Origin of the sequence: Bradyrhizobium sacchari (assembly GCF_002068095.1) — a bacterium.
Lineage (GTDB): Bacteria > Pseudomonadota > Alphaproteobacteria > Rhizobiales > Xanthobacteraceae > Bradyrhizobium > Bradyrhizobium sacchari.
Genome location: NZ_LWIG01000014.1, coordinates 269,577 through 287,019 on the forward strand (window position 1 = coordinate 269,577; position 17,443 = coordinate 287,019).

Here is a 17,443-nt window from a genome sequence, read left to right on the forward strand (position 1 = left end):
CCGCCGCAACAACCGCTGGATTGCGGGCGCGATCAACTTCATCGGCTCGGACACGCTGTTCGGCCGCAACTGGGGCGCGGTCGAGCATCATCCCTTCCTGCATTTCGAGGTCTGCTACTATCAGGCGATCGATTTCGCGATCAAACATGGCCTCACCCACGTCGAGGCCGGCGCGCAAGGTGAGCACAAGATCGCGCGCGGCTACCTGCCGCGCACGACCCATTCCGCCCACTTCATCGCCGATCCCGGGCTGCGCCGCGCCATCGACGATTACCTCAAGCGCGAGCGCGCCTATGTCGCCGAGGCCGGCCGCGAGCTTGCCGAGCTCGGCCCGTTCCGAAAAGGCATTGACGAGGCTTCTTGACGGCCTGCCGTGGCTGGTGACAGTAAGCGCAAAATTCAAGCCTGAAATTCCCGGGAGCCGCTGCCATGACCGCCTACGACACCAACAACATTTTCGCAAAGATCCTGCGCGGCGAGCTGCCCTGCAACAAGGTCTATGAGGACGAGCATGTTTTCGCCTTCCTCGACATCATGCCGCGCGTGCCGGGACACACGCTGGTGATCCCGAAGGCTCCTGCCCGAAACATTCTCGACGTCCAGCCCGACGACTACGCTCATGTCGCCCGCGGCGCGCACAGAATCGCGGCGGCCGCGATGAAGGCGTTCAACGCCGACGGCATCACCATCCAGCAGTTCAACGAGCCCGCCGGCGGACAGGTGGTGTTCCACCTGCACATGCACGTCATGCCGCGCCATGACGGCGTCGCCATGCTACCGCCCGCAAGCCGCAAGGAAGACGTCAAGGTGCTGGAAGAGAACGCGACCAAGCTGATCGCGGCATTGAAGGCGGGGTAGGTCTACCCCCTCCTCATCGCGAGCGACGCGAGGCAATCCAGAAGCCCTCCGCAGGAGCAATCTGGATTGCTTCGTCGCAAGAGCTCCTCGCAATGACGGGGTGACAGTCGAGTCCGCTCACTCCGTCTGGAAATCCCCCGGCTGGGGCGCTGCCAATGGGGTGAACTCGCAGCGGTCGGGCTTGATGTCGATCAGCGGCGTGTTGTCGATGCAATCGAGGCCGCGCACCAGAATGGCATTTCCCTCGATTCCGACGAACTTAACGATCGAGGTACCGATCGGATTGGGCCGCACCGGTGAGCGCAGCGAAAAGGTGCCCCGGGTTTTCTCGTTGTTCTTCGGGCTCTGCAGGATGATGTCGCGGCGCGACCGGTCGAGCCAGTAGAGCACCTCGAGATTGCTGTAGAAATCGACGCCCTTGATCGCCGGCACGAACGGCTCGAAGATCTCGAGGCGACAGATTGGGCCATCCTGGCGCCCCTGCCGCGGTGTCTCCAGCCGGGACGTCCAGGGCGTGCGGATACGGCCGATGAAGACGAGGCCAGCATCTTCCGTGGACGGCAGCTCGATGGCGACCTCGCCCTCGCGGAGCTCGTTTTCGCGAACCATAGTTCCTGTTCCTTGGCTTGCCGGAGGCGGTTTTAGCCCAACCACCACTTGCCGGCCAGCATGAAGACTTCGCCGGTCACCACGCCCGCGAAGATCGAACGGCGGGTCAGCAGAAAAACGATCAGGCCGGCGCCGACCGCGCCATAGCGCAGGCCGTCCGGCACGCTGGCCAGCGCCCCGGGTGGCTCGACCACGATCTGGGCGATGACGCCCGCCAGGATCGCGGTTGCGACCGCCCTCACCCAGACCAGCAGCTCCGAGCCCTCATCGAGGCCGCCGCCGAACCACAGGCCCAGCATGCGCCAGATCTGGTTGGGAACGACACCGGCGACGAACAGGACGGCCAGTGCGTGCCAGTCGCCGACAAGCTGCGCGTAGCTCATGCGTGCACCTCGCGCCACCAATGGACGCCGTAGGCGATGGTGCCGGCCACCACGCCGCTCACGAGGATGTCGAGACCCGAGTTCATCTTCGCAGCGAGCGGGTAAAGCAATATCCCGAGCGTCAGCGCCACGACGTCGGCGACCTCGCGGCTGTTACGCGCGGTCGAGAACAGGAACGACAGCGGCGTCAGCAGCAGGATCGCCGCGCCAAGCGTCTGCGTCAGGTTGGCGGCGAGAAAATAACCGACAGTGTTGGCGGTGAGGCACACCGAGACCAGCCCGCAGCCGAGCCCATGCACGAAGGCGATACGCCGCTCGCGCGGCACCTGCGGCAGGAAGCGATGACACTCGACCCACAGCGTCACGGCGGTGAGGTGCGCGGCGAAGACCAGCTCGCGCCGTTTCGTCGTCGGCGTGCGCATCAAGGGCAGCACCGAGACCACCATCGGAAACAGCCGGATGGCGCTGACGGTGACCGCGATCGCCGACTGGATGATGGTGGCGCCCGAGCCGAGCGTGGTGATCAGGATGATCTGCGCCGGACCTGCCCAGACGAACAGCGTCGAGCAGAGCGCCCAGAGCAGGCTGAAATGGGTGTCATGAGCGAGCGCGCCTATTCCAAGATAGGTCACGAACAGCACGATGGTGAGGATCGTCTGCGTGATCGAGCGCAGCCCCCACGCAAAGGCGCGCCACGGACTTTGCCATTGAGGGGAATCGAGCGGAGGGAGCGCCACGGGAGTGCTGGTCGGGGTTACGGAATCGTGGCTGCATAACGGGCAATGCGGCCGTCCGCGTCAAGGAAGCGTGCGGCGGGGCTGGCATGCAGGCGACACCCACCGTCTGTCATTCCGGGGCGGCTCGAAGAGCCGAACCCGGATTCCCGAGATTCCGGGTTCGATGCTTCGCATCGCCCCGGAATGACGAGCAGGGAGGAATGCGCCCTACCCCGCCACACCCCGATTCTTCAGCACGAAGCAGGCACCGCCCGCCTTGCGGATGCGGTTGCACAGATCATCCGCCTCGGCGCGCGTGTCGGCGCCAATGCGCACCTGGTAGAACGTGTGCGAACCGCGGCTGCGCATCACCGAACTCAGCAGGCTCGGGTCGCGCTCACCGATCACCGCGCTCAGGCGCGTCACGGCGCGGGAGTACATCGCCAGCGCCTTGTTGCGGTCGAAGCCGGCGGCGAGCTGCACGCCCCAGATCTTTGCGGCGGCAAGCTCCACATGCTGCTCGAGCTCGGCGACGAACGGATTTGGCGCGCGCTTCAACAGCGCCATCAGGTCGCGGCAGCTCGTCGGCGGCGAGCTGGGCGGCCCCTTGCCGGTGCTGCCCGCCTTGGCCCATGCGTCAACGCTCGTGCCCGTGATGGCATAGACGTAGTTGCGGGTCTGCTCCGGCATCGGGCCGGTGCCGGCGAGCCATTCCTGCACGCGGCGGGGCCCGGCATTGTAGGCGGCTGCGGCAAGGCCGAGATTGCCAAACTGGTTGCGTAGCTCGTTGAGGAATTCGGCCGACTTCGGCAGCGCCTGGACCGGATTGAAGGGATTGAGCAGCCCGCGCTCGCTCGCAGTCCCCGGCATGAACTGCGCAATGCCCTGCGCATGCTCGCCGCTGCGCGTCATGGGCCCCACCGCATCGGCCTGGAAGCGGCTTTCCTGCCAGATCACGCGGGCGAAGAATTCCAGCGGCAGGTTGGCATCGCGCGCGGCAGCCTCCACGATCAGGCAGATCGATTCGCGCGTGTCGCTCTCGCGCGCGTCCGCCGGCTTCGGCGGCGGCATCGCGAGCTCCTCGACGCTGGGGACCGCGACATTGGTTTTCGCCGGCGAGCTGTCCCACGCCCCAGCCCGCAACGTCGAGACGAGAAGCGCGACAACGAGGATTGATGCAATTCGCGCCAACACTGCCCAAGCAACGCTGTGGCGTGCGCCGGCGCGGCATGCGACAAGATGATCCGCCATGTTGTGGCATCGTGCCATGGTTCGACGAGTTGCCAATATATGCTGCCTGACCTGCTTCTCCCAATGCGTTCCCCCACCAGACGGATCCGCGCGATCCTCGCCCTTGCCGCCCTCGTCCTGTCCGCCGCGCCGGCCCTGGCGCAGGTCAACTGGCGGATGACCACGGAATACCCGCAAAACAACATTTCCGGCATTGGCCTCACCACTTTCGCCGATCGCCTGGCCGCGCGCACAAACGGTTTCGTGACCGTGACGAGCGCCTTCGACAACGAGCTCAAGATCAATTCGGGCGATATGCCGCGGGCGGCACTGGACGGCCGCATCGCCGGCGGCGATGCCTTTGCCGGCGCGCTGTCCGGTCTCGATCCGGTGCTCGGCCTCTCCACCCTGCCCTTCCTGGTGCAATCGGTCGATATCGCGCGCGCCACCAATGCGCGGGCCCGCCCGCTCTACGAGAAAGCCTTCGCCGCGCGCGGCCTGAAGCTGCTCTATGTAACGATCTGGCCGGCGACCGGCCTCTGGTCCGATCATGCGCTCGCCGGCGCCGACGATCTGCCGAAGTTGAATTTGCGCGCCTACGACGCCAATTCCAGCGCGGTGATGCGCGCCGCCGGCGCCAATGCGCAGTTCCTGCCGATGGACAAGGCGCTTGCCGGACTGAAGGAGCACCAGCTGAACGCATTCCTCACCTCCGGCGATGGCGGTGCGGGTCGCAAGCTCTGGGACTTCTTGCCGCATTTCACCGCAATCAATTATGCGATGCCGATCTCGATCGCCTTCGTCCGCAACGAGGACTTTGCCGCGCTGTCCGAGCCGATGCAGCGCGAGGTGATGGCGGCTGCGGCCGAGACCGAGCAGAGCCAGTTCGCGCTGCTCGCCCATCGCACCGCCGAAAATTACACACGCATGCGCGAGAACGGTGTGAGCATCGTCGAGCCCGCGCCGCAATCTCTCATCGGAGCGCTCCGCAACGCCGCGACCAGCACGATCTCCGCCTGGGAGGCCCAAGCCGGCCCGGATGCCGCAGCGATCGTGGCATGGACCCGGCAGCAATGACGCGGGCGGACCTTGACTTGACGCCCGATCCGACTAGCAACGGGCGGCAGTCTCAACGCGGGTTCCGCCCTGATGGCCACGATCTATTTTGACCTCGACGGCACGCTGACCGACCCGAAGCCCGGGATCACCCGCTCGATCCAGTACGCGCTGGAGCGGCTGAGCTTGACGGTGCCCGGCGAGGACGAGCTGACCTGGTGCATCGGGCCGCCGCTGCTTGCCAGCCTGAAAAAGCTCACGGGAAGCGACGAGCTCGCCGACCGCGCGCTGCTGCTCTATCGCGAACGCTTTTCCGAGATCGGCCTGTTCGAGAACGAGGCCTATGCCGGCATCGTGGACACGCTGACAACGCTCGCCGCGACGACGCCGCGCATGTTCGTGGCGACCAGCAAGCCCGCGGTCTACGCCAGCCGCATTGTCGATCATTTCGGCCTGAAGCCGTATTTCGAGCGCGTGTTCGGCTCCGAGCTCGACGGCACCCGCGTCGACAAGCGCGACCTGCTACGCTACGCGCTCGGCGAGGCCAAGGTCGACCCTGCCAGCGCGATCATGATCGGCGACCGCAGCCATGACGTCGTCGGCGCCCGCACCAACGGTATGACCGCGATCGGCGTGCTCTACGGCTATGGCAGCGAAGCCGAGCTGCGGGACGCCGGTGCGCACCACATCTGCGCTGCGCATCCCGAACTGCTCGGCCATTGTGGGGCCTAAGCGGTAACAGTCACCACCGCCGCCAGCATGCCGGTCTTCGGGTGACAGTTCAGATATTCGAAGAGCTGCTCGTCCGCAGCTGCCACCGTCACCTCGTGATAAAGCCGCAACTTGGCTGATGGCCCGAGCGCCGAGAGATATTTCATCGCCGCGCCGAAGATCCTGACATGGGTCGGATGCGACTCCGCCCAGCGCTCCAGTGCGGCGAGGCTCTTCCACCAGCTCTGGCCGTAGGACTTTTCGCTGACGCTGCCGTCGGCCGCGAGCACCTTCATGTAGCGATTGGTGTAGCAGCCGATGGCGAGGCCGTCGTCGCGCAGGAAATCCATGCCCTCGCGCAGCACCGGCTCGACGTTGTCGAGATAGAGCTTTCGCTCGGATGCTTCGGTGTCGCTCCAGTCCTGTCCGGAGCGGATCAGGCAGAGATTGTCGTGCGCTTTCACGCGCAGCCGTGCACCGTCGCGGATCAATTCGGGCGCGCCGCCCGGCGCCATCGCATCGGTTTGCGATAGTGGAATGCGGTCGCGCATGCCGCCCCAATAGGCATGCTCCTGCACCTCGCCGCTCATGCCCTCCGCAACGACGGCGACACCCTCGGGCCTGTCGGGCGAGGAGAACAACGTCTCATGACGAGCCACGGTCGGACGCAGCACCTCGATGAAGGTGCCGACGCCGTCTCGCGATCTTCCGGTCCACGCCTCACGTGTCGGGGCGAACCAGGCATCGAAGCGAGCGACGTCGTCCCAATAGGCGACCGTGACGGTGGTGTCGTAGCCGGCTTGGTCGACATAGCGCGCACGGTCCCAATGGGATGGACCACCTTCGCTGGCGAACATCCCTGCGATGTCCTCGAGCGCCTCCAGCGCGCTCGACGGCGCCGCACCGCGATACTGCACGCCGAAATAGGCCATCACGACCCGGCTCACGGCCGGCTTGTAGCGCGCCACGAAGGACGGATATGGCGGCTGGTAATCATCAGGCACGCGCTTGTGGCGCATGCGCGTCGTTTCGAGATGCAGAGGAATTGCGGATTCCATGCTCATGTCCTCCCCTCGATCCCGGCGATCAACTCGCTGCGGCGTTGATGTCCACGGGCTCGACAATGTCTACCGGCAGCGCGAACTGCTCGACGCGCTTGTAAGGCTTCCTGTTGAGCAGCAGCCGCGTCACGTCGGGCCGCGAATAATGCCCGGCGGGATCGGCGGCGTTCTTGGCGACGCCGATGGCGCCGAGGTCGATCTCGGCAATCAGCAGTCCCTCCTGGTCAGGTGCCAGCTTGTCGCCAATCTGGCTGCCGTCGGGGCCGTAGATCGCGGCAAAGCCGCCGCCGGCATGCAGCAGTGCGTGCTTGTCCGGCCGATCGCAGAGCTCGTCGATCATTGCCTGCGACACCGTCGCGCAAGGCGCGAGCACGAAGCATGAGCCCTCGACCGCATAAACGCGCGAGGCAGCGTTGTTGACCTCGGCACCTAACGCCGGCGCGAAGGGATCGTAGAGCGAGAAGCTCGGCCAAGCCGCGACATGGACCTGCTCGTTCTGGGCGTACATCGCGTATTTCGACAGCGGCTGCAGATGCTCCCAGCAGCACAGCGCGCCTAAGCGGCCGATGTCGGATCGCGCGTGCACGGCGAGGTCGCTGCCGTCGCCCTCGCCATAGACGGTGCGCTCGGCATGGGTCGGACGCAGCTTGCGACGCTTGGCGATGGTCTCGCCGTCGGGGCCGATCAGCCATTGCGCCAGATAGAGGCTGCCGCCGTCGCGCTCGGACAGGCCGATCACGGCGGTCAGCTTCGCCTTGCGCACGGCATCGCGCAAACGCTCGGCCTGCGGACTGTCGTAGGACAGCGAATTGTCGAAATAGCGCTGCACGAAGCCGCGGCCGATCGCCCAAGCCGGCGAGTCCATCCAGATGTACCAGGGGTAGCCGGGGATGAAGGCCTCCGGGAAGGCGATCAGCTTGGCGCCCTTCTCGGCCGCCTCCGTGATCAGCGCGATGGATTTGTCGACCGAGGCGTCGAGATCGAGCCAGGCGGGCGCCGCCTGCACCACCGCCACCTTGTATTTGGGATGTTCGATGCCCATTGCCGCCCTCCATTGCCGGTTGATCGGAAGCCACGTCCGATGCAGTCTATTTGGCCAAGCCGGGCAGCCGGGCGCTCGACCACGGCGGCACAAAAACTCGACTTGGGGGAGAGAAGCGCCGGTACGGAACTTGCCTGCGGTCAGGCTGAATCTGCGCCAAGATGCGGTTTTGCGGGATGTGAAAGGGAGGCTGTCCCAATGACAATCCAGTTCACGACAGACGGCAGCCCGGGCTACCGGCGGCTTGCTCTCTGGCAGGACATCGTCTGTGACGTCTTCGTCGGGCTCGACTGCAAGTCCGATCTCGGCAATGCCTTTCACGGCTCGGTGACGCAGGCCACGCTCGGCAAGGCCGCCTGCTCCGACGTCTGCTCGGATCGCCAGCACGTGTTCCGCACGCCCTCGCGCATCGCGCGCTCCGATCAGGATTTTGTCCTCATTGCGCTCGGCAATCGCGGCGACGGCGGCGTGGTGCAGGACGGCCGCGAGACCGTGATCCATCCCGGCGAGTTCGCGCTCTACGACACCACGCGCCCCTATGAGCTGAAGTTCAACGACAGTTTCACGCAAACGATTTTCAAGGTGCCGCGCGAGATGCTGCAGCGGCGGCTCCGCGGCACCGAGACGCTGACCGCGATCTCGTTCGGCGCCGACGCGCCGCTGGAGCGGCTCGCCTACGACTTCATCTTCAGGCTCTGCCAGACCGCGGACCGGCTCGCGCCGAACAACGCCGCCGCCCTGTCGGAGCAGGCCATCGATCTGCTGGCGATGGCACTGAGCGAGCGGCTGGGCACGACCTCGCTGCCGTCCTCGACCCACCGCTCCGCCCTGCTCTACCGGCTGAAGGTACACATCCGCGCGCATCTCGCCGATCCCGAGCTCTCGCTGGCGGAGACCTCGGCCGCGCTCGCCATCTCGCCGCGCTACGTGAATGATCTGCTCGCCGACGAGGACACCTCGTTCCAGCGCTACGTCCTTGGCGAACGTCTCGCCCAATGCCGGCGCGACCTCGCCTCGCCCGTTCTTGCTCGCCGCCACATCAGCGAAATTGCCTTTGCCTGGGGCTTCAACGACCTCTCGCATTTCGGCCGCGTCTTCCGCGAGCATTTCGGGATGTCGCCGCGCGATTTCCGGCAAAGCCAATTGCGGCACTGAGCAGCCATCTTTGCGAGCCTTCGTCCTCAGCGAAGGCAAAGCTCGCCAATTCCAGATTGTCTTGTCATGCCGCGTGCCTCAGGCTGGCACGCATGAGGACTCACACGACGATCGCCGGATCGGAGCCGTTGCTGAGCATGATCGCGATCCGGCTCGCGGTGCTGGTCGTGGTGGGGTGGAGTTTGACTCTGCTGCCGCAGCAGGCACGCAACAGTGATCTCGCCTGCGTTTCCTCGCCCGCTGCAATAGGCGCAGCAAGACCTCCGGCGAATTTCGTCGACGCCGCGCTCGACGACATGCTTCGCCACGACTAGGGCGTTCCCGAAGCAAGGCCGGTATGTGAGCGCGTGATAGGACAAGGAGCCTGCTTGCGCTAACTTCGGCAGCAAGGCCGCACCGGTCAATCAGCGGCCAGCCGAGGAGCATGTCGATGGAATACCGACGCTTGGGCCGTTCCGGCCTCATGGTGCCCGCTTTGAGCCTTGGGACCGGCACGTTCGGCGGCGTCGGCCGCCTCGCCGCATGGGGCACGACGGACGCGACCGAAGCGCGCCGCCTTCTCGATATCTGCCTCGAAGCCGGCGTGTCGATGTTCGACACCGCCGACGTCTATTCGCTCGGCGAGTCCGAGCGCGTTCTGGGTGAGGCCATCAGGGGCCGCCGCGACAAGGTGCTGGTCTCGACCAAGGCCACCTTCCGCTTCGGCGATGGTCCGAACGACATCGGCTCTTCACGGCAGCACCTGCTCGCAGCCATCGACGGTTCGCTGAGCCGGCTTGGCACCGATTACATCGATCTGTTCCAGCTCCATGGCTTCGACGCCTTCACCCCACCCGAAGAGGTGCTCTCAACGCTCGATGTGCTCGTGCGCGCCGGCAAGATCCGCTATGTCGGCGTCTCCAATTTCTCGGGCTGGCACCTGATGAAGTCACTCGGTGTTGCGGACAAGCACGGCTTCCCGCGCTACGTCGCCAACCAAACCTACTATTCGCTGATCGGGCGCGACTACGAATGGGAGTTGATGCCGCTCGGCCTCGACCAGGGCCTCGGCGCCGTGGTCTGGTCGCCGCTCGGCTGGGGACGCCTCACGGGAAAAATCCGGCGCGGCCAGGCCAGGCCGGAAATCAGCCGTCTGCCCAAGACTGCCGACTTCGGCCCGCCCGTGCCGGACGAGCACGTCTACCGTGTGGTCGACGCGATCGACGAGGTCGCGAAGGAGACCGGCAAGAGCGTCTCGCAGATCGCGCTGAACTGGCTGCTGCAGCGTCCGACGGTCTCGACGCTGATCATCGGCGCGCGCAACGAGGCGCAGCTGCGCGAAAATCTCGGCGCGGTCGGCTGGTCCCTGACCAAGGACCAGATCGCAAAGCTCGATGCCGCCAGCAAGGTGACGCTGCCCTATCCCTACTGGCACCAGCGCGCGACTTTCACCGACCGCAACCCGCCGGCGGTGTAGGACACTTGAGCTGCGTCAAGCCCGCTTGCGTCAGCCGTGGCATCCTGCGGCCGTCGCGAGGCCCCCGATGCGCCGATTTGCCATGAAGGCCCTGTTCACGGCTCTCTCCTTCCGAAGAGCGGGACAAGAAAGGATCGATTGGGATCGCCGTATCCTGGTTTTTTCGACGGCGGTGACGCTGGGCCTCATTGCGCTTTACATCTACGGAAAGGCGACCACGCGCTGGTGAGGTGACGATGCCTCCCCGCTCGGGCGCTGACGCTCGCACTGGAACTGTCCGTGGTCTGCCGGGTTGCGATGCATCCAGCCGTTCCCTAATCCGGAGCTGAACCACGGCCCGAATCAAGCGCGCTTCCACCATGTCGTCCGCCCCCATCGAGCATGCCGACGGCCTGCCACAGCCGCAGCGCAACCAGGCGGTTCTGACCATTGCGCTCGGGATCATCATGGCGGTGGTCGACAGCGCCATTGCCAATGTCGCGCTGCCGACGATCGCGGCCGACCTCGACGCGAGCCCGGCCTTCTCGATCTGGATCGTCAACGGCTACCAGCTCGCCATCACGATCTCGCTGCTGCCGCTGGCCTCGCTCGGCGAGATCGTCGGCTATCGCCGCGTCTATCTGATCGGGCTGGCGCTGTTCACGCTCGCATCGGGCTTGTGCGCGCTGGCGCATACGCTGCCGCTGCTGACGGTCGCGCGCATCATTCAGGGCTTTGGCGCGGCGGGCATCATGAGCGTCAATGCGGCGCTCGTTCGCTTCACCTATCCGCGCCACCTGCTCGGCCGCGGCATCGGGCTCAACGCGCTGGTCGTCGCGTTCTCGGCCGCGGTTGGCCCGACGCTCGCCGCAGGCATCCTCGCGGTCGGGAGCTGGCCGTGGCTATTCGCCATCAACGTGCCGCTCGGCGCGGTGACGCTCGTGCTCGGCCTGCGCAGCCTGCCTCACACGAAGCCCGCGGGCCGTTCCTTCGACTGGCAGAGCGCAGGCCTGTCAGCGATCACCTTCGGCGTCGGAATCGCTGCGATCGACAGCGTCGGCCATGGCGAGGCAGCGCTCACCTGCCTCGTCCAGTTCGCGGTCGCGCTGGTCGCCGGCGCGCTGCTGGTCTATCGCGAAACCCATATGACCTCGCCGTTGCTGCCGATCGACCTGTTGCGCATCCCGGTGTTCGCGCTGTCGATCGCGACCTCGATCGCCTCGTTCTGCGGCCAGATGCTGGCCTTCGTCGCGATCCCCTTCTACCTCCAGAGCCGCTTCGGCTATTCCGCCGTGCATATGGGCCTCCTGATCACGCCATGGCCGATCGCGGTCGCGTTCGCAGCGCCCCTCGCGGGCCGACTGGTCGAGGATTATCCGGCCGGCCTGCTCGGCGGCATCGGACTCACGCTGTTCGCCTGCGGGCTCGCCGCGCTTGCGCTGCTGCCTGCGACGCCAACGCCGCTCGACGTGATCTGGCGGATGGCGCTGGCGGGCGCCGGCTTCGGCCTGTTCCAGACGCCAAATAACCGCACCATGATCGCCGCCGCCCCGCGCGAGCGCGCCGGCGGCGCCAGCGGCATGCTGGGCACAGCGCGCCTGCTCGGCCAGACCACCGGCGCGGCGCTGGTCGCTCTCTTCCTCGGCCGCTATCCGACCGACGGAACCCGATTGGCGCTCCTCGCTGGCGTAGGCTTTGCGCTCTGCGGCGCGGTGCTGAGCATGTTGCGACTGTCGCCCACCGGCGCGCGCGGCGCCGAGCACGTCCGCGTGCAGGACGATCAACGCCTGCGGGGCGAATAAGGGGAAGCCACACGCGGGCTCCCGCCGGCGCAGAGGCCGGGACGTAAAACAAAAAGGCCGGCTTTGCAGCCGGCCTTTTCGATTTCATCACATGCCGATCAAGCCTTGACCAGCGGGCCCTTGGAGGTCGGCCCCTTCGAGCCGCCGGGGCCGCCCGGCTTGTTGGGCTTGCCCGGCGGACGCTTGCGGGTGCCGGGCAGCTTCTCCTGCTTCGGCGTGACCGGGCCCTCGACGAACTCGAAACCGATCTTGTCCTTGGTCTCGTCGGCCTCGTCCTTGACGAGAACGACGCGGACGTGGCCGCCGCCCTTCAGCTTGCCGAACAGCACCTCGTCGGCCAGCGGCTTCTTGATGTGCTCCTGGATCACGCGGGCCATCGGACGTGCGCCCATCTGCTCGTCATAGCCGTGCTGGACCAGCCAGGCCTTGGCGGGCTCGGACAGCTCGATGGTGACGTCGCGATCGCCGAGCTGCGCCTCGAGCTGAAGCACGAACTTCTCGACCACGGTGCCGATCACCTCGACGCTGAGATGGCCGAACGAGACGATGGCATCGAGACGGTTGCGGAATTCCGGCGCGAACTGCCGGTTGATCGCCTCGTGGTCGTCGCCTTCCCGCTTCGAGCGGGTGAAACCGAACGCCTGCTTGGCGAGATCCGCCGCGCCCGCGTTCGTGGTCATGATCAGGATCACGTTGCGGAAATTGACCTGCTTGCCGTTGTGATCGGTGAGCCGGCCGTGATCCATGATCTGGAGCAGCACGTTGTAGAGGTCGGGATGCGCCTTCTCGATTTCGTCGAGCAGCACCACGCAATGCGGATGCTGGTCGACGCCGTCGGTCAGCAGGCCGCCCTGGTCGAAGCCGACATAGCCGGGAGGCGCGCCGATCAGGCGCGACACGGTGTGCCGCTCCATGTACTCGGACATGTCGAAGCGCAGCAGCTCGACGCCGAGCGTCGCCGCCAGTTGCTTCGCGACCTCGGTCTTGCCGACGCCGGTGGGGCCCGAGAACAGGTAGCAGCCGATCGGCTTCTCCGGCTCGCGCAGGCCGGCTCGCGCCAGCTTGATCGAAGCTGCCAGCGACTCGATCGCCTTGTCCTGGCCGAACACGGTGCGCTTCAGGGTCTGCTCGAGATGCTTGAGCACCTCGGCATCGTCCTTCGACACGCTCTTCGGCGGGATCCGCGCCATGGAGGCGATCGTGGTCTCGATCTCCTTGATGCCGATGGTCTTCTTGCGCTTGTTCTCGGCGACCAGCATCTGCGCCGCACCGGACTCGTCGATCACGTCGATCGCCTTGTCGGGCAGCTTGCGGTCGTGGATGTAGCGCGAGGAGAGCTGCACCGCAGCCTCGATCGCCTCATTGGTGTACTTCAGCCGGTGGTAGTCCTCGAAATACGGCTTGAGGCCCTTGAGGATCGCGATGGCGTCCTCGACGGTCGGCTCGTTGATGTCGATCTTCTGGAAGCGCCGTACCAGCGCGCGGTCCTTCTCGAAGTGCTGGCGGTATTCCTTGTAGGTGGTCGAGCCCATGCAGCGGATCGTGCCCGAGGCAAGCGCCGGCTTGAGCAGGTTCGAGGCATCCATGGCCCCGCCCGACGTCGCGCCCGCACCGATCACGGTGTGGATCTCGTCGATGAACAGGATCGCGTTGGGATGCGCCTCGAGCTCCTTCAGCACCTGCTTCAGGCGCTCTTCGAAGTCACCGCGATAGCGCGTACCCGCGAGCAGCGTGCCCATGTCCAGCGAGAACACGGTCGCAGCCGCCAGCACCTCCGGCACCTCGCTGTCGACGATGCGCTTGGCGAGGCCCTCCGCGATCGCGGTCTTGCCGACGCCGGCTTCACCGACGAACAGCGGGTTGTTCTTCTGCCGGCGGCACAGCACCTGGATCGCGCGGTTGATCTCGGAATTGCGTCCGATCACCGGGTCGATCTTGCCGTCGCGCGCCTTCTTGTTGAGGTTGACGCAATAGGTCTCGAGCGCCTCGCCCTTCTTCTTGGCGTCCTCGCTGCCCTTGGTCTCGGTCTCCTCGTCGACGCCGCGCACGGGCCGCGCCTCGGAGACGCCCGGCCGCTTGGCGATGCCATGGCTGATGTAGTTGACGGCGTCATAGCGCGTCATATCCTGCTCTTGCAGGAAGTACGCGGCATGACTCTCGCGTTCGGCGAAGATCGCGATCAACACGTTGGCGCCGGTCACCTCTTCGCGACCTGACGACTGCACATGGATCACTGCGCGCTGGATCACGCGCTGGAAACCGGCGGTCGGCTTGGCATCGTCGGCGCCATCCGTCACCAGATTCTCGAATTCGGTCTCAAGATAATTGACGAGGCTCGTGCGGAGCTTGTCGAGGTCGACGCTACAGGCGCGCATGACGGCGGCTGCATCGGAGTCATCGATCAGGGAGAGCAGGAGATGCTCGAGCGTCGCGTATTGGTGATGACGCTCATTTGCGATCGCCAGCGCACGATGCAGGGATTGTTCAAGGCTTTGGGAAAAAGTCGGCATTCGCGTCCTCTATGGCCCCCACCATCATGGTCGTGATCGCCCGGTCAGGCAACAACAACCTTTGTCACATATAGTTATACAAGATCGCGGCGAAAGACCGGTTCCGCGACTCGGCAGCTAGCCACCTGGGCTAGTTTCAATGCAAAACCCGTTCCGATTTGGGCAGAACGACCCGTCTGGGCGGAATGGACGCCGGCGCCGATGTTCGCCGGATCAGGCAGCAAGATGTGCCGCCGTCACACACCACACGAACAGAACCACTCTAAAGAAACTCGAACGCGCGATTACTTCTTTTCCATCACGCATTGCAGCGGATGCTGGTGCTTGCGGGCGAAGTCCATCACCTGCGTCACCTTGGTCTCGGCGATCTCGTAGGTGAACACGCCACACTCCCCGATACCGTGATGGTGAACATGCAGCATGATCTTGGTCGCCGCCTCGACGTCCTTCTGGAAGAACTTCTCCAGCACGTGGACGACGAATTCCATCGGCGTGTAGTCGTCATTCAGGATCAGCACGCGGTACAGGTTCGGTCGCTTGGTCTTCGGCTTGACCTTGGTGATGACAGACGTGTTCGGCCCCGTCGGACCGCCGGAACGGTTCTCGTCATTGCTCATTCGGGGAGCGAGGGCGGCGGTGGCCGCGGACAGGTCGAGTCTGGACAACAATTGCGGCATGGCTCAGGCGTTCAAATTCCCCACGGAAGCGTATGACGGTCTGCCGCAGAGCCCCAGCCTCCGGAGCTTCACACAGGCGCACCGCCTCGTTGGATCGCCGCTTCCAACCGGTCCGGTCCAAGCCGTATCGGTCGTCAACAATATGGGCCCACCCCCGGCTCGCCGCAAGCGTGCAAAGGTCCGGCCGATGCGGCCGCGGCGGTCCCGATTCCCGATCCGGGCGATCCTGACCGAGGTTAGTCAATCCGGACCGATTTGACAAAAATTTCCGCGCCGCACGGTTAGAACATGTTGATCAGGAACCGACCGGTCAGCTGAACCGCGACAGTTTCGCGCGGGATCATCTCCGGACTTCTACGGTGCGATCGAATTGCCGGCTGAAGCGCGTGGCGCAAAATCGGGCAAGGACGACGCTGTGCGAAACGCCGCCCCTCGCGAGCAGCATGATGTTCGTGCAGGTGAACACCGGCAGCGAGCCGGCCGCTTGTGTGTTGCGATATCGCGCGAGCAGCACCACCAAGCCCGCTCTGAGTACATCGGCAAACCGGATCGTTGACGCATTCAGGACGATCGACCGAGCTGTGCGTGGTGCGCCGAGACGAACCCGCCGCGACAAAGAAAAGCCCGGCTGTTCAGCCGGGCTTTTGCTTTCAGGATATCGGGGAAGGCTTAGTTGGCGGCCGGGGTGAACTTCGAGACGATGGTCTCGACCGGCTTGAACGCCTGCTTGGCGAGGTCGTTGTAGAGGCCGGCGATCTTCTGCGATTCCGCGACGAAGGTCTCGTAGGCGGAACGGGCGAAGTCGGTCTGGGCTTCCATGGCCTTATCCAGCGACTTCACGCCGGAAAGCTTCTCGACGAAGGACTTGGTGTCTTCGAACGACTTCTTGGTGTAGTCGCCATAGGCGCTGGCGATCGCCTGAAGGCCATGCTGCACCGAGGTCGCGGAGGCAACGCACTGCTCGAAGTGCTCTTTCCCGTAGTTCTGAAAGTCTTCAACCTTGAACATTTCGGAATCCTTTTCCCTGGCTCTCGTCGGGAAGCCCCGGCTCCCTGACTACTGCCCATAATTAGTGCAACGCACAATAAAGTCAAGAATCTTGTGCGACGCACAAAAACTCGATGCAAATCGTGGAGATTCCCGGAGTTTCCCGCAAGGGTTCCTTAAGCTTTTGGAAACCGCGGCGCCCTACCCTGATTCCCTGGACGTGTTCAGCTTCCGCAATCGGCCAAAGCCGTTTGAGAACATCACCTTAGCCAGAACAGCGGCTCAGGCCAAACGTCCCCCGCAGCGAACACAGGCGGAGGGACAGCCTGGGCAGGTAATGATCCCGGGCCTTAAGGGCACAATTTCGCCTCACGGGCCGGTGATCAAGTCAGAAACGGGGACGGGGTTCCATGCTTCGTAAAAACTTGTCTTCCTCGCGCTTGGCGCGGGTTGGCGTTTTCGGGCTTCTTACGGTCACCACCGCAGTCATCTTCACCACTGATGCTGCCGAAGCGCGGCGCCACCGGCGCCACTACGCGCACCACCGGGTGCAGCGCGACGTATCCGAAAGCTCCAGCCCGAAATTCGCGTCCATCATCGTCGACGGTAATTCCGGCGCGGTGCTGCAATCGAACAACCCCGACGGAATCCGCCACCCCGCCTCGCTCACCAAGATCATGACGCTCTATCTGCTGTTCGAGCGTCTCGAGTCCGGCAAGATGAAGCTCGACACCGAAATGCCGGTGTCCCAGCACGCCGCCGATCAGGATCCAACCAAGCTGAACCTGCGCGCCGGCCAGACCATCCGCGTCGAGGACGCGATCAAGGGCCTGGTCACCCGCTCCGCGAACGACGCCGCCGTGGTCATCGCCGAAGCGATCGCCGGAGATGAAGACGACTTCGCCCAGATGATGACGCGCAAGGCGCGCTCGCTCGGCATGTCGAAGACGGTCTACCGCAACGCCAACGGCCTTCCCAACGACGAGCAGGTCACCACCGCGCGCGACCAGGCCACCCTCGGCCGCGCCATCCAGGAGCGCTTCCCGCGCTACTATCGCTATTTCGCCACCTCGACGTTCAACTGGCGCGGCCAGTCGATCCGCAACCACAATCACCTGCTCGGCAGCGTGGAAGGCGTGGACGGCATCAAGACCGGCTACACCCGCGCCTCCGGCTTCAACCTCGTCACCTCGATGCGCCGCGGCAACCGC

At 65.0% G+C, this 17,443-nt stretch carries 20 protein-coding genes; 10 read left to right on the plus strand and 10 right to left on the minus strand.

Annotation, left to right across the window (positions count from 1 at the left end; translation table 11 throughout):
* Together A5906_RS44750 and A5906_RS20125 are read left to right on the plus strand one after the other, a co-directional pair.
* The coding region (locus A5906_RS44750) for a peptidogalycan biosysnthesis protein (protein ID WP_245326806.1) at positions 1–364 on the plus strand (364 nt) is incomplete at its 5' end.
* A 65-nt stretch (positions 365–429) separates the two neighbouring features.
* Entirely contained in the window at positions 430–858 is a 429-nt protein-coding gene (locus A5906_RS20125; protein WP_080137083.1) for an HIT family protein, read from the plus strand.
* 117 nt (positions 859–975) lie between these two features.
* On the opposite strand, the gene tsaA is transcribed toward A5906_RS20125, so the two are convergent.
* The 4 genes from tsaA to A5906_RS20145 all read right to left on the minus strand — a co-directional run bounded on the left by tsaA (position 976) and on the right by A5906_RS20145 (position 3,817).
* On the minus strand, positions 976–1,467 hold the full coding sequence (tsaA, locus tag A5906_RS20130) for a tRNA (N6-threonylcarbamoyladenosine(37)-N6)-methyltransferase TrmO (protein WP_080137084.1): 492 nt from the start codon (positions 1,465–1,467) through the stop codon (positions 976–978).
* A gap of 32 nt (positions 1,468–1,499) precedes the next feature.
* On the minus strand, positions 1,500–1,850 hold the full coding sequence (locus tag A5906_RS20135; RefSeq protein ID WP_080137085.1) for an AzlD domain-containing protein: 351 nt from the start codon (positions 1,848–1,850) through the stop codon (positions 1,500–1,502).
* A complete protein-coding gene (locus tag A5906_RS20140; RefSeq protein WP_080137086.1) occupies positions 1,847–2,587 on the minus strand; it encodes an AzlC family ABC transporter permease in 741 nt (246 codons plus the stop codon). The genes A5906_RS20135 and A5906_RS20140 overlap by 4 nt, the downstream gene beginning before the upstream one ends.
* A gap of 207 nt (positions 2,588–2,794) precedes the next feature.
* On the minus strand, positions 2,795–3,817 hold the full coding sequence (locus tag A5906_RS20145; RefSeq protein ID WP_245326807.1) for a lytic transglycosylase domain-containing protein: 1,023 nt from the start codon (positions 3,815–3,817) through the stop codon (positions 2,795–2,797).
* A 39-nt stretch (positions 3,818–3,856) separates the two neighbouring features.
* Between A5906_RS20145 and A5906_RS20150 the strand changes: the two genes are divergently transcribed.
* Together A5906_RS20150 and A5906_RS20155 are read left to right on the plus strand one after the other, a co-directional pair.
* Positions 3,857–4,873 carry a TRAP transporter substrate-binding protein gene (locus A5906_RS20150; protein ID WP_080137087.1) on the plus strand — a complete coding sequence of 339 codons (1,017 nt, stop codon included), beginning with the start codon at positions 3,857–3,859 and terminating at the stop codon, positions 4,871–4,873.
* Between the two features lie 72 nt (positions 4,874–4,945).
* On the plus strand, positions 4,946–5,584 hold the full coding sequence (locus A5906_RS20155) for an HAD family hydrolase (protein WP_080137088.1): 639 nt from the start codon (positions 4,946–4,948) through the stop codon (positions 5,582–5,584).
* On the opposite strand, the gene A5906_RS20160 is transcribed toward A5906_RS20155, so the two are convergent.
* Both A5906_RS20160 and A5906_RS20165 read right to left on the minus strand, forming a co-directional pair.
* Positions 5,581–6,621 (minus strand): phenylacetaldoxime dehydratase family protein, encoded by a 1,041-nt coding sequence (locus A5906_RS20160; RefSeq protein ID WP_080137089.1) that lies wholly within the window; start codon positions 6,619–6,621, stop codon positions 5,581–5,583. The two genes, A5906_RS20155 and A5906_RS20160, sit on opposite strands and share 4 nt — an antisense overlap.
* Positions 6,622–6,649: 28 nt before the next feature.
* Positions 6,650–7,666, minus strand: coding sequence for a carbon-nitrogen hydrolase family protein (locus A5906_RS20165; RefSeq protein WP_080137090.1), 1,017 nt, complete (start codon positions 7,664–7,666; stop codon positions 6,650–6,652).
* A 198-nt stretch (positions 7,667–7,864) separates the two neighbouring features.
* Here A5906_RS20165 and A5906_RS20170 point away from each other — a divergent pair, with 198 nt between their 5' ends.
* The 5 genes from A5906_RS20170 to A5906_RS20185 all read left to right on the plus strand — a co-directional run bounded on the left by A5906_RS20170 (position 7,865) and on the right by A5906_RS20185 (position 12,058).
* Positions 7,865–8,821: an AraC-like ligand-binding domain-containing protein gene (locus A5906_RS20170; protein WP_080137091.1), complete on the plus strand. Its 957-nt coding sequence runs from the start codon at positions 7,865–7,867 to the stop codon at positions 8,819–8,821.
* A 128-nt stretch (positions 8,822–8,949) separates the two neighbouring features.
* On the plus strand, positions 8,950–9,135 hold the full coding sequence (locus tag A5906_RS20175) for a hypothetical protein (protein ID WP_245326833.1): 186 nt from the start codon (positions 8,950–8,952) through the stop codon (positions 9,133–9,135).
* Positions 9,136–9,251: 116 nt separating this feature from the next.
* Positions 9,252–10,277: an aldo/keto reductase gene (locus A5906_RS20180; RefSeq protein ID WP_080137307.1), complete on the plus strand. Its 1,026-nt coding sequence runs from the start codon at positions 9,252–9,254 to the stop codon at positions 10,275–10,277.
* A gap of 67 nt (positions 10,278–10,344) precedes the next feature.
* Complete coding sequence (locus A5906_RS43095) at positions 10,345–10,506, plus strand: hypothetical protein (RefSeq protein ID WP_167523495.1); 162 nt, start codon at positions 10,345–10,347, stop codon at positions 10,504–10,506.
* 130 nt (positions 10,507–10,636) lie between these two features.
* The gene (locus A5906_RS20185; protein ID WP_080137093.1) at positions 10,637–12,058 is read left to right on the plus strand and encodes an MFS transporter; all 1,422 of its coding nucleotides are present in this window, start codon (positions 10,637–10,639) and stop codon (positions 12,056–12,058) included.
* 98 nt (positions 12,059–12,156) lie between these two features.
* Here A5906_RS20185 and clpA read toward each other — a convergent pair whose 3' ends face one another.
* From clpA to A5906_RS20205, 4 genes are all read right to left on the minus strand, one after another.
* The gene (gene clpA, locus A5906_RS20190) at positions 12,157–14,568 is read right to left on the minus strand and encodes an ATP-dependent Clp protease ATP-binding subunit ClpA (protein ID WP_080137094.1); all 2,412 of its coding nucleotides are present in this window, start codon (positions 14,566–14,568) and stop codon (positions 12,157–12,159) included.
* A 284-nt stretch (positions 14,569–14,852) separates the two neighbouring features.
* Positions 14,853–15,185 (minus strand): ATP-dependent Clp protease adapter ClpS, encoded by a 333-nt coding sequence (clpS, locus tag A5906_RS20195; RefSeq protein ID WP_015685564.1) that lies wholly within the window; start codon positions 15,183–15,185, stop codon positions 14,853–14,855.
* Positions 15,186–15,585: 400 nt separating this feature from the next.
* On the minus strand, positions 15,586–15,765 hold the full coding sequence (locus A5906_RS20200; RefSeq protein ID WP_080137095.1) for a hypothetical protein: 180 nt from the start codon (positions 15,763–15,765) through the stop codon (positions 15,586–15,588).
* A 149-nt stretch (positions 15,766–15,914) separates the two neighbouring features.
* Entirely contained in the window at positions 15,915–16,253 is a 339-nt protein-coding gene (locus tag A5906_RS20205; protein ID WP_018647402.1) for a phasin family protein, read from the minus strand.
* Between the two features lie 389 nt (positions 16,254–16,642).
* Here A5906_RS20205 and A5906_RS44755 point away from each other — a divergent pair.
* Positions 16,643–17,443 (plus strand): D-alanyl-D-alanine carboxypeptidase family protein (locus A5906_RS44755; RefSeq protein ID WP_245326808.1); only part of this gene is annotated, 801 nt, incomplete at its 3' end.

Coding starts and splice junctions, on each gene's coding strand:
- A5906_RS20145 (WP_245326807.1), bottom strand. CDS start 3,817: ATGGCGGATCATCTTGTCGCATGCCGCGCCGGCGCACGCCACAGCGTT.
- A5906_RS20185 (WP_080137093.1), top strand. CDS start 10,637: ATGTCGTCCGCCCCCATCGAGCATGCCGACGGCCTGCCACAGCCGCAG.
- A5906_RS20180 (WP_080137307.1), top strand. CDS start 9,252: ATGGAATACCGACGCTTGGGCCGTTCCGGCCTCATGGTGCCCGCTTTG.
- A5906_RS20135 (WP_080137085.1), bottom strand. CDS start 1,850: ATGAGCTACGCGCAGCTTGTCGGCGACTGGCACGCACTGGCCGTCCTG.
- A5906_RS20165 (WP_080137090.1), bottom strand. CDS start 7,666: ATGGGCATCGAACATCCCAAATACAAGGTGGCGGTGGTGCAGGCGGCG.
- tsaA (WP_080137084.1), bottom strand. CDS start 1,467: ATGGTTCGCGAAAACGAGCTCCGCGAGGGCGAGGTCGCCATCGAGCTG.
- A5906_RS20150 (WP_080137087.1), top strand. CDS start 3,857: ATGCTGCCTGACCTGCTTCTCCCAATGCGTTCCCCCACCAGACGGATC.
- A5906_RS43095 (WP_167523495.1), top strand. CDS start 10,345: ATGCGCCGATTTGCCATGAAGGCCCTGTTCACGGCTCTCTCCTTCCGA.
- clpS (WP_015685564.1), bottom strand. CDS start 15,185: ATGAGCAATGACGAGAACCGTTCCGGCGGTCCGACGGGGCCGAACACG.
- A5906_RS20170 (WP_080137091.1), top strand. CDS start 7,865: ATGACAATCCAGTTCACGACAGACGGCAGCCCGGGCTACCGGCGGCTT.
- A5906_RS20125 (WP_080137083.1), top strand. CDS start 430: ATGACCGCCTACGACACCAACAACATTTTCGCAAAGATCCTGCGCGGC.
- clpA (WP_080137094.1), bottom strand. CDS start 14,568: ATGCCGACTTTTTCCCAAAGCCTTGAACAATCCCTGCATCGTGCGCTG.
- A5906_RS20160 (WP_080137089.1), bottom strand. CDS start 6,621: ATGGAATCCGCAATTCCTCTGCATCTCGAAACGACGCGCATGCGCCAC.
- A5906_RS20205 (WP_018647402.1), bottom strand. CDS start 16,253: ATGTTCAAGGTTGAAGACTTTCAGAACTACGGGAAAGAGCACTTCGAG.
- A5906_RS20155 (WP_080137088.1), top strand. CDS start 4,946: ATGGCCACGATCTATTTTGACCTCGACGGCACGCTGACCGACCCGAAG.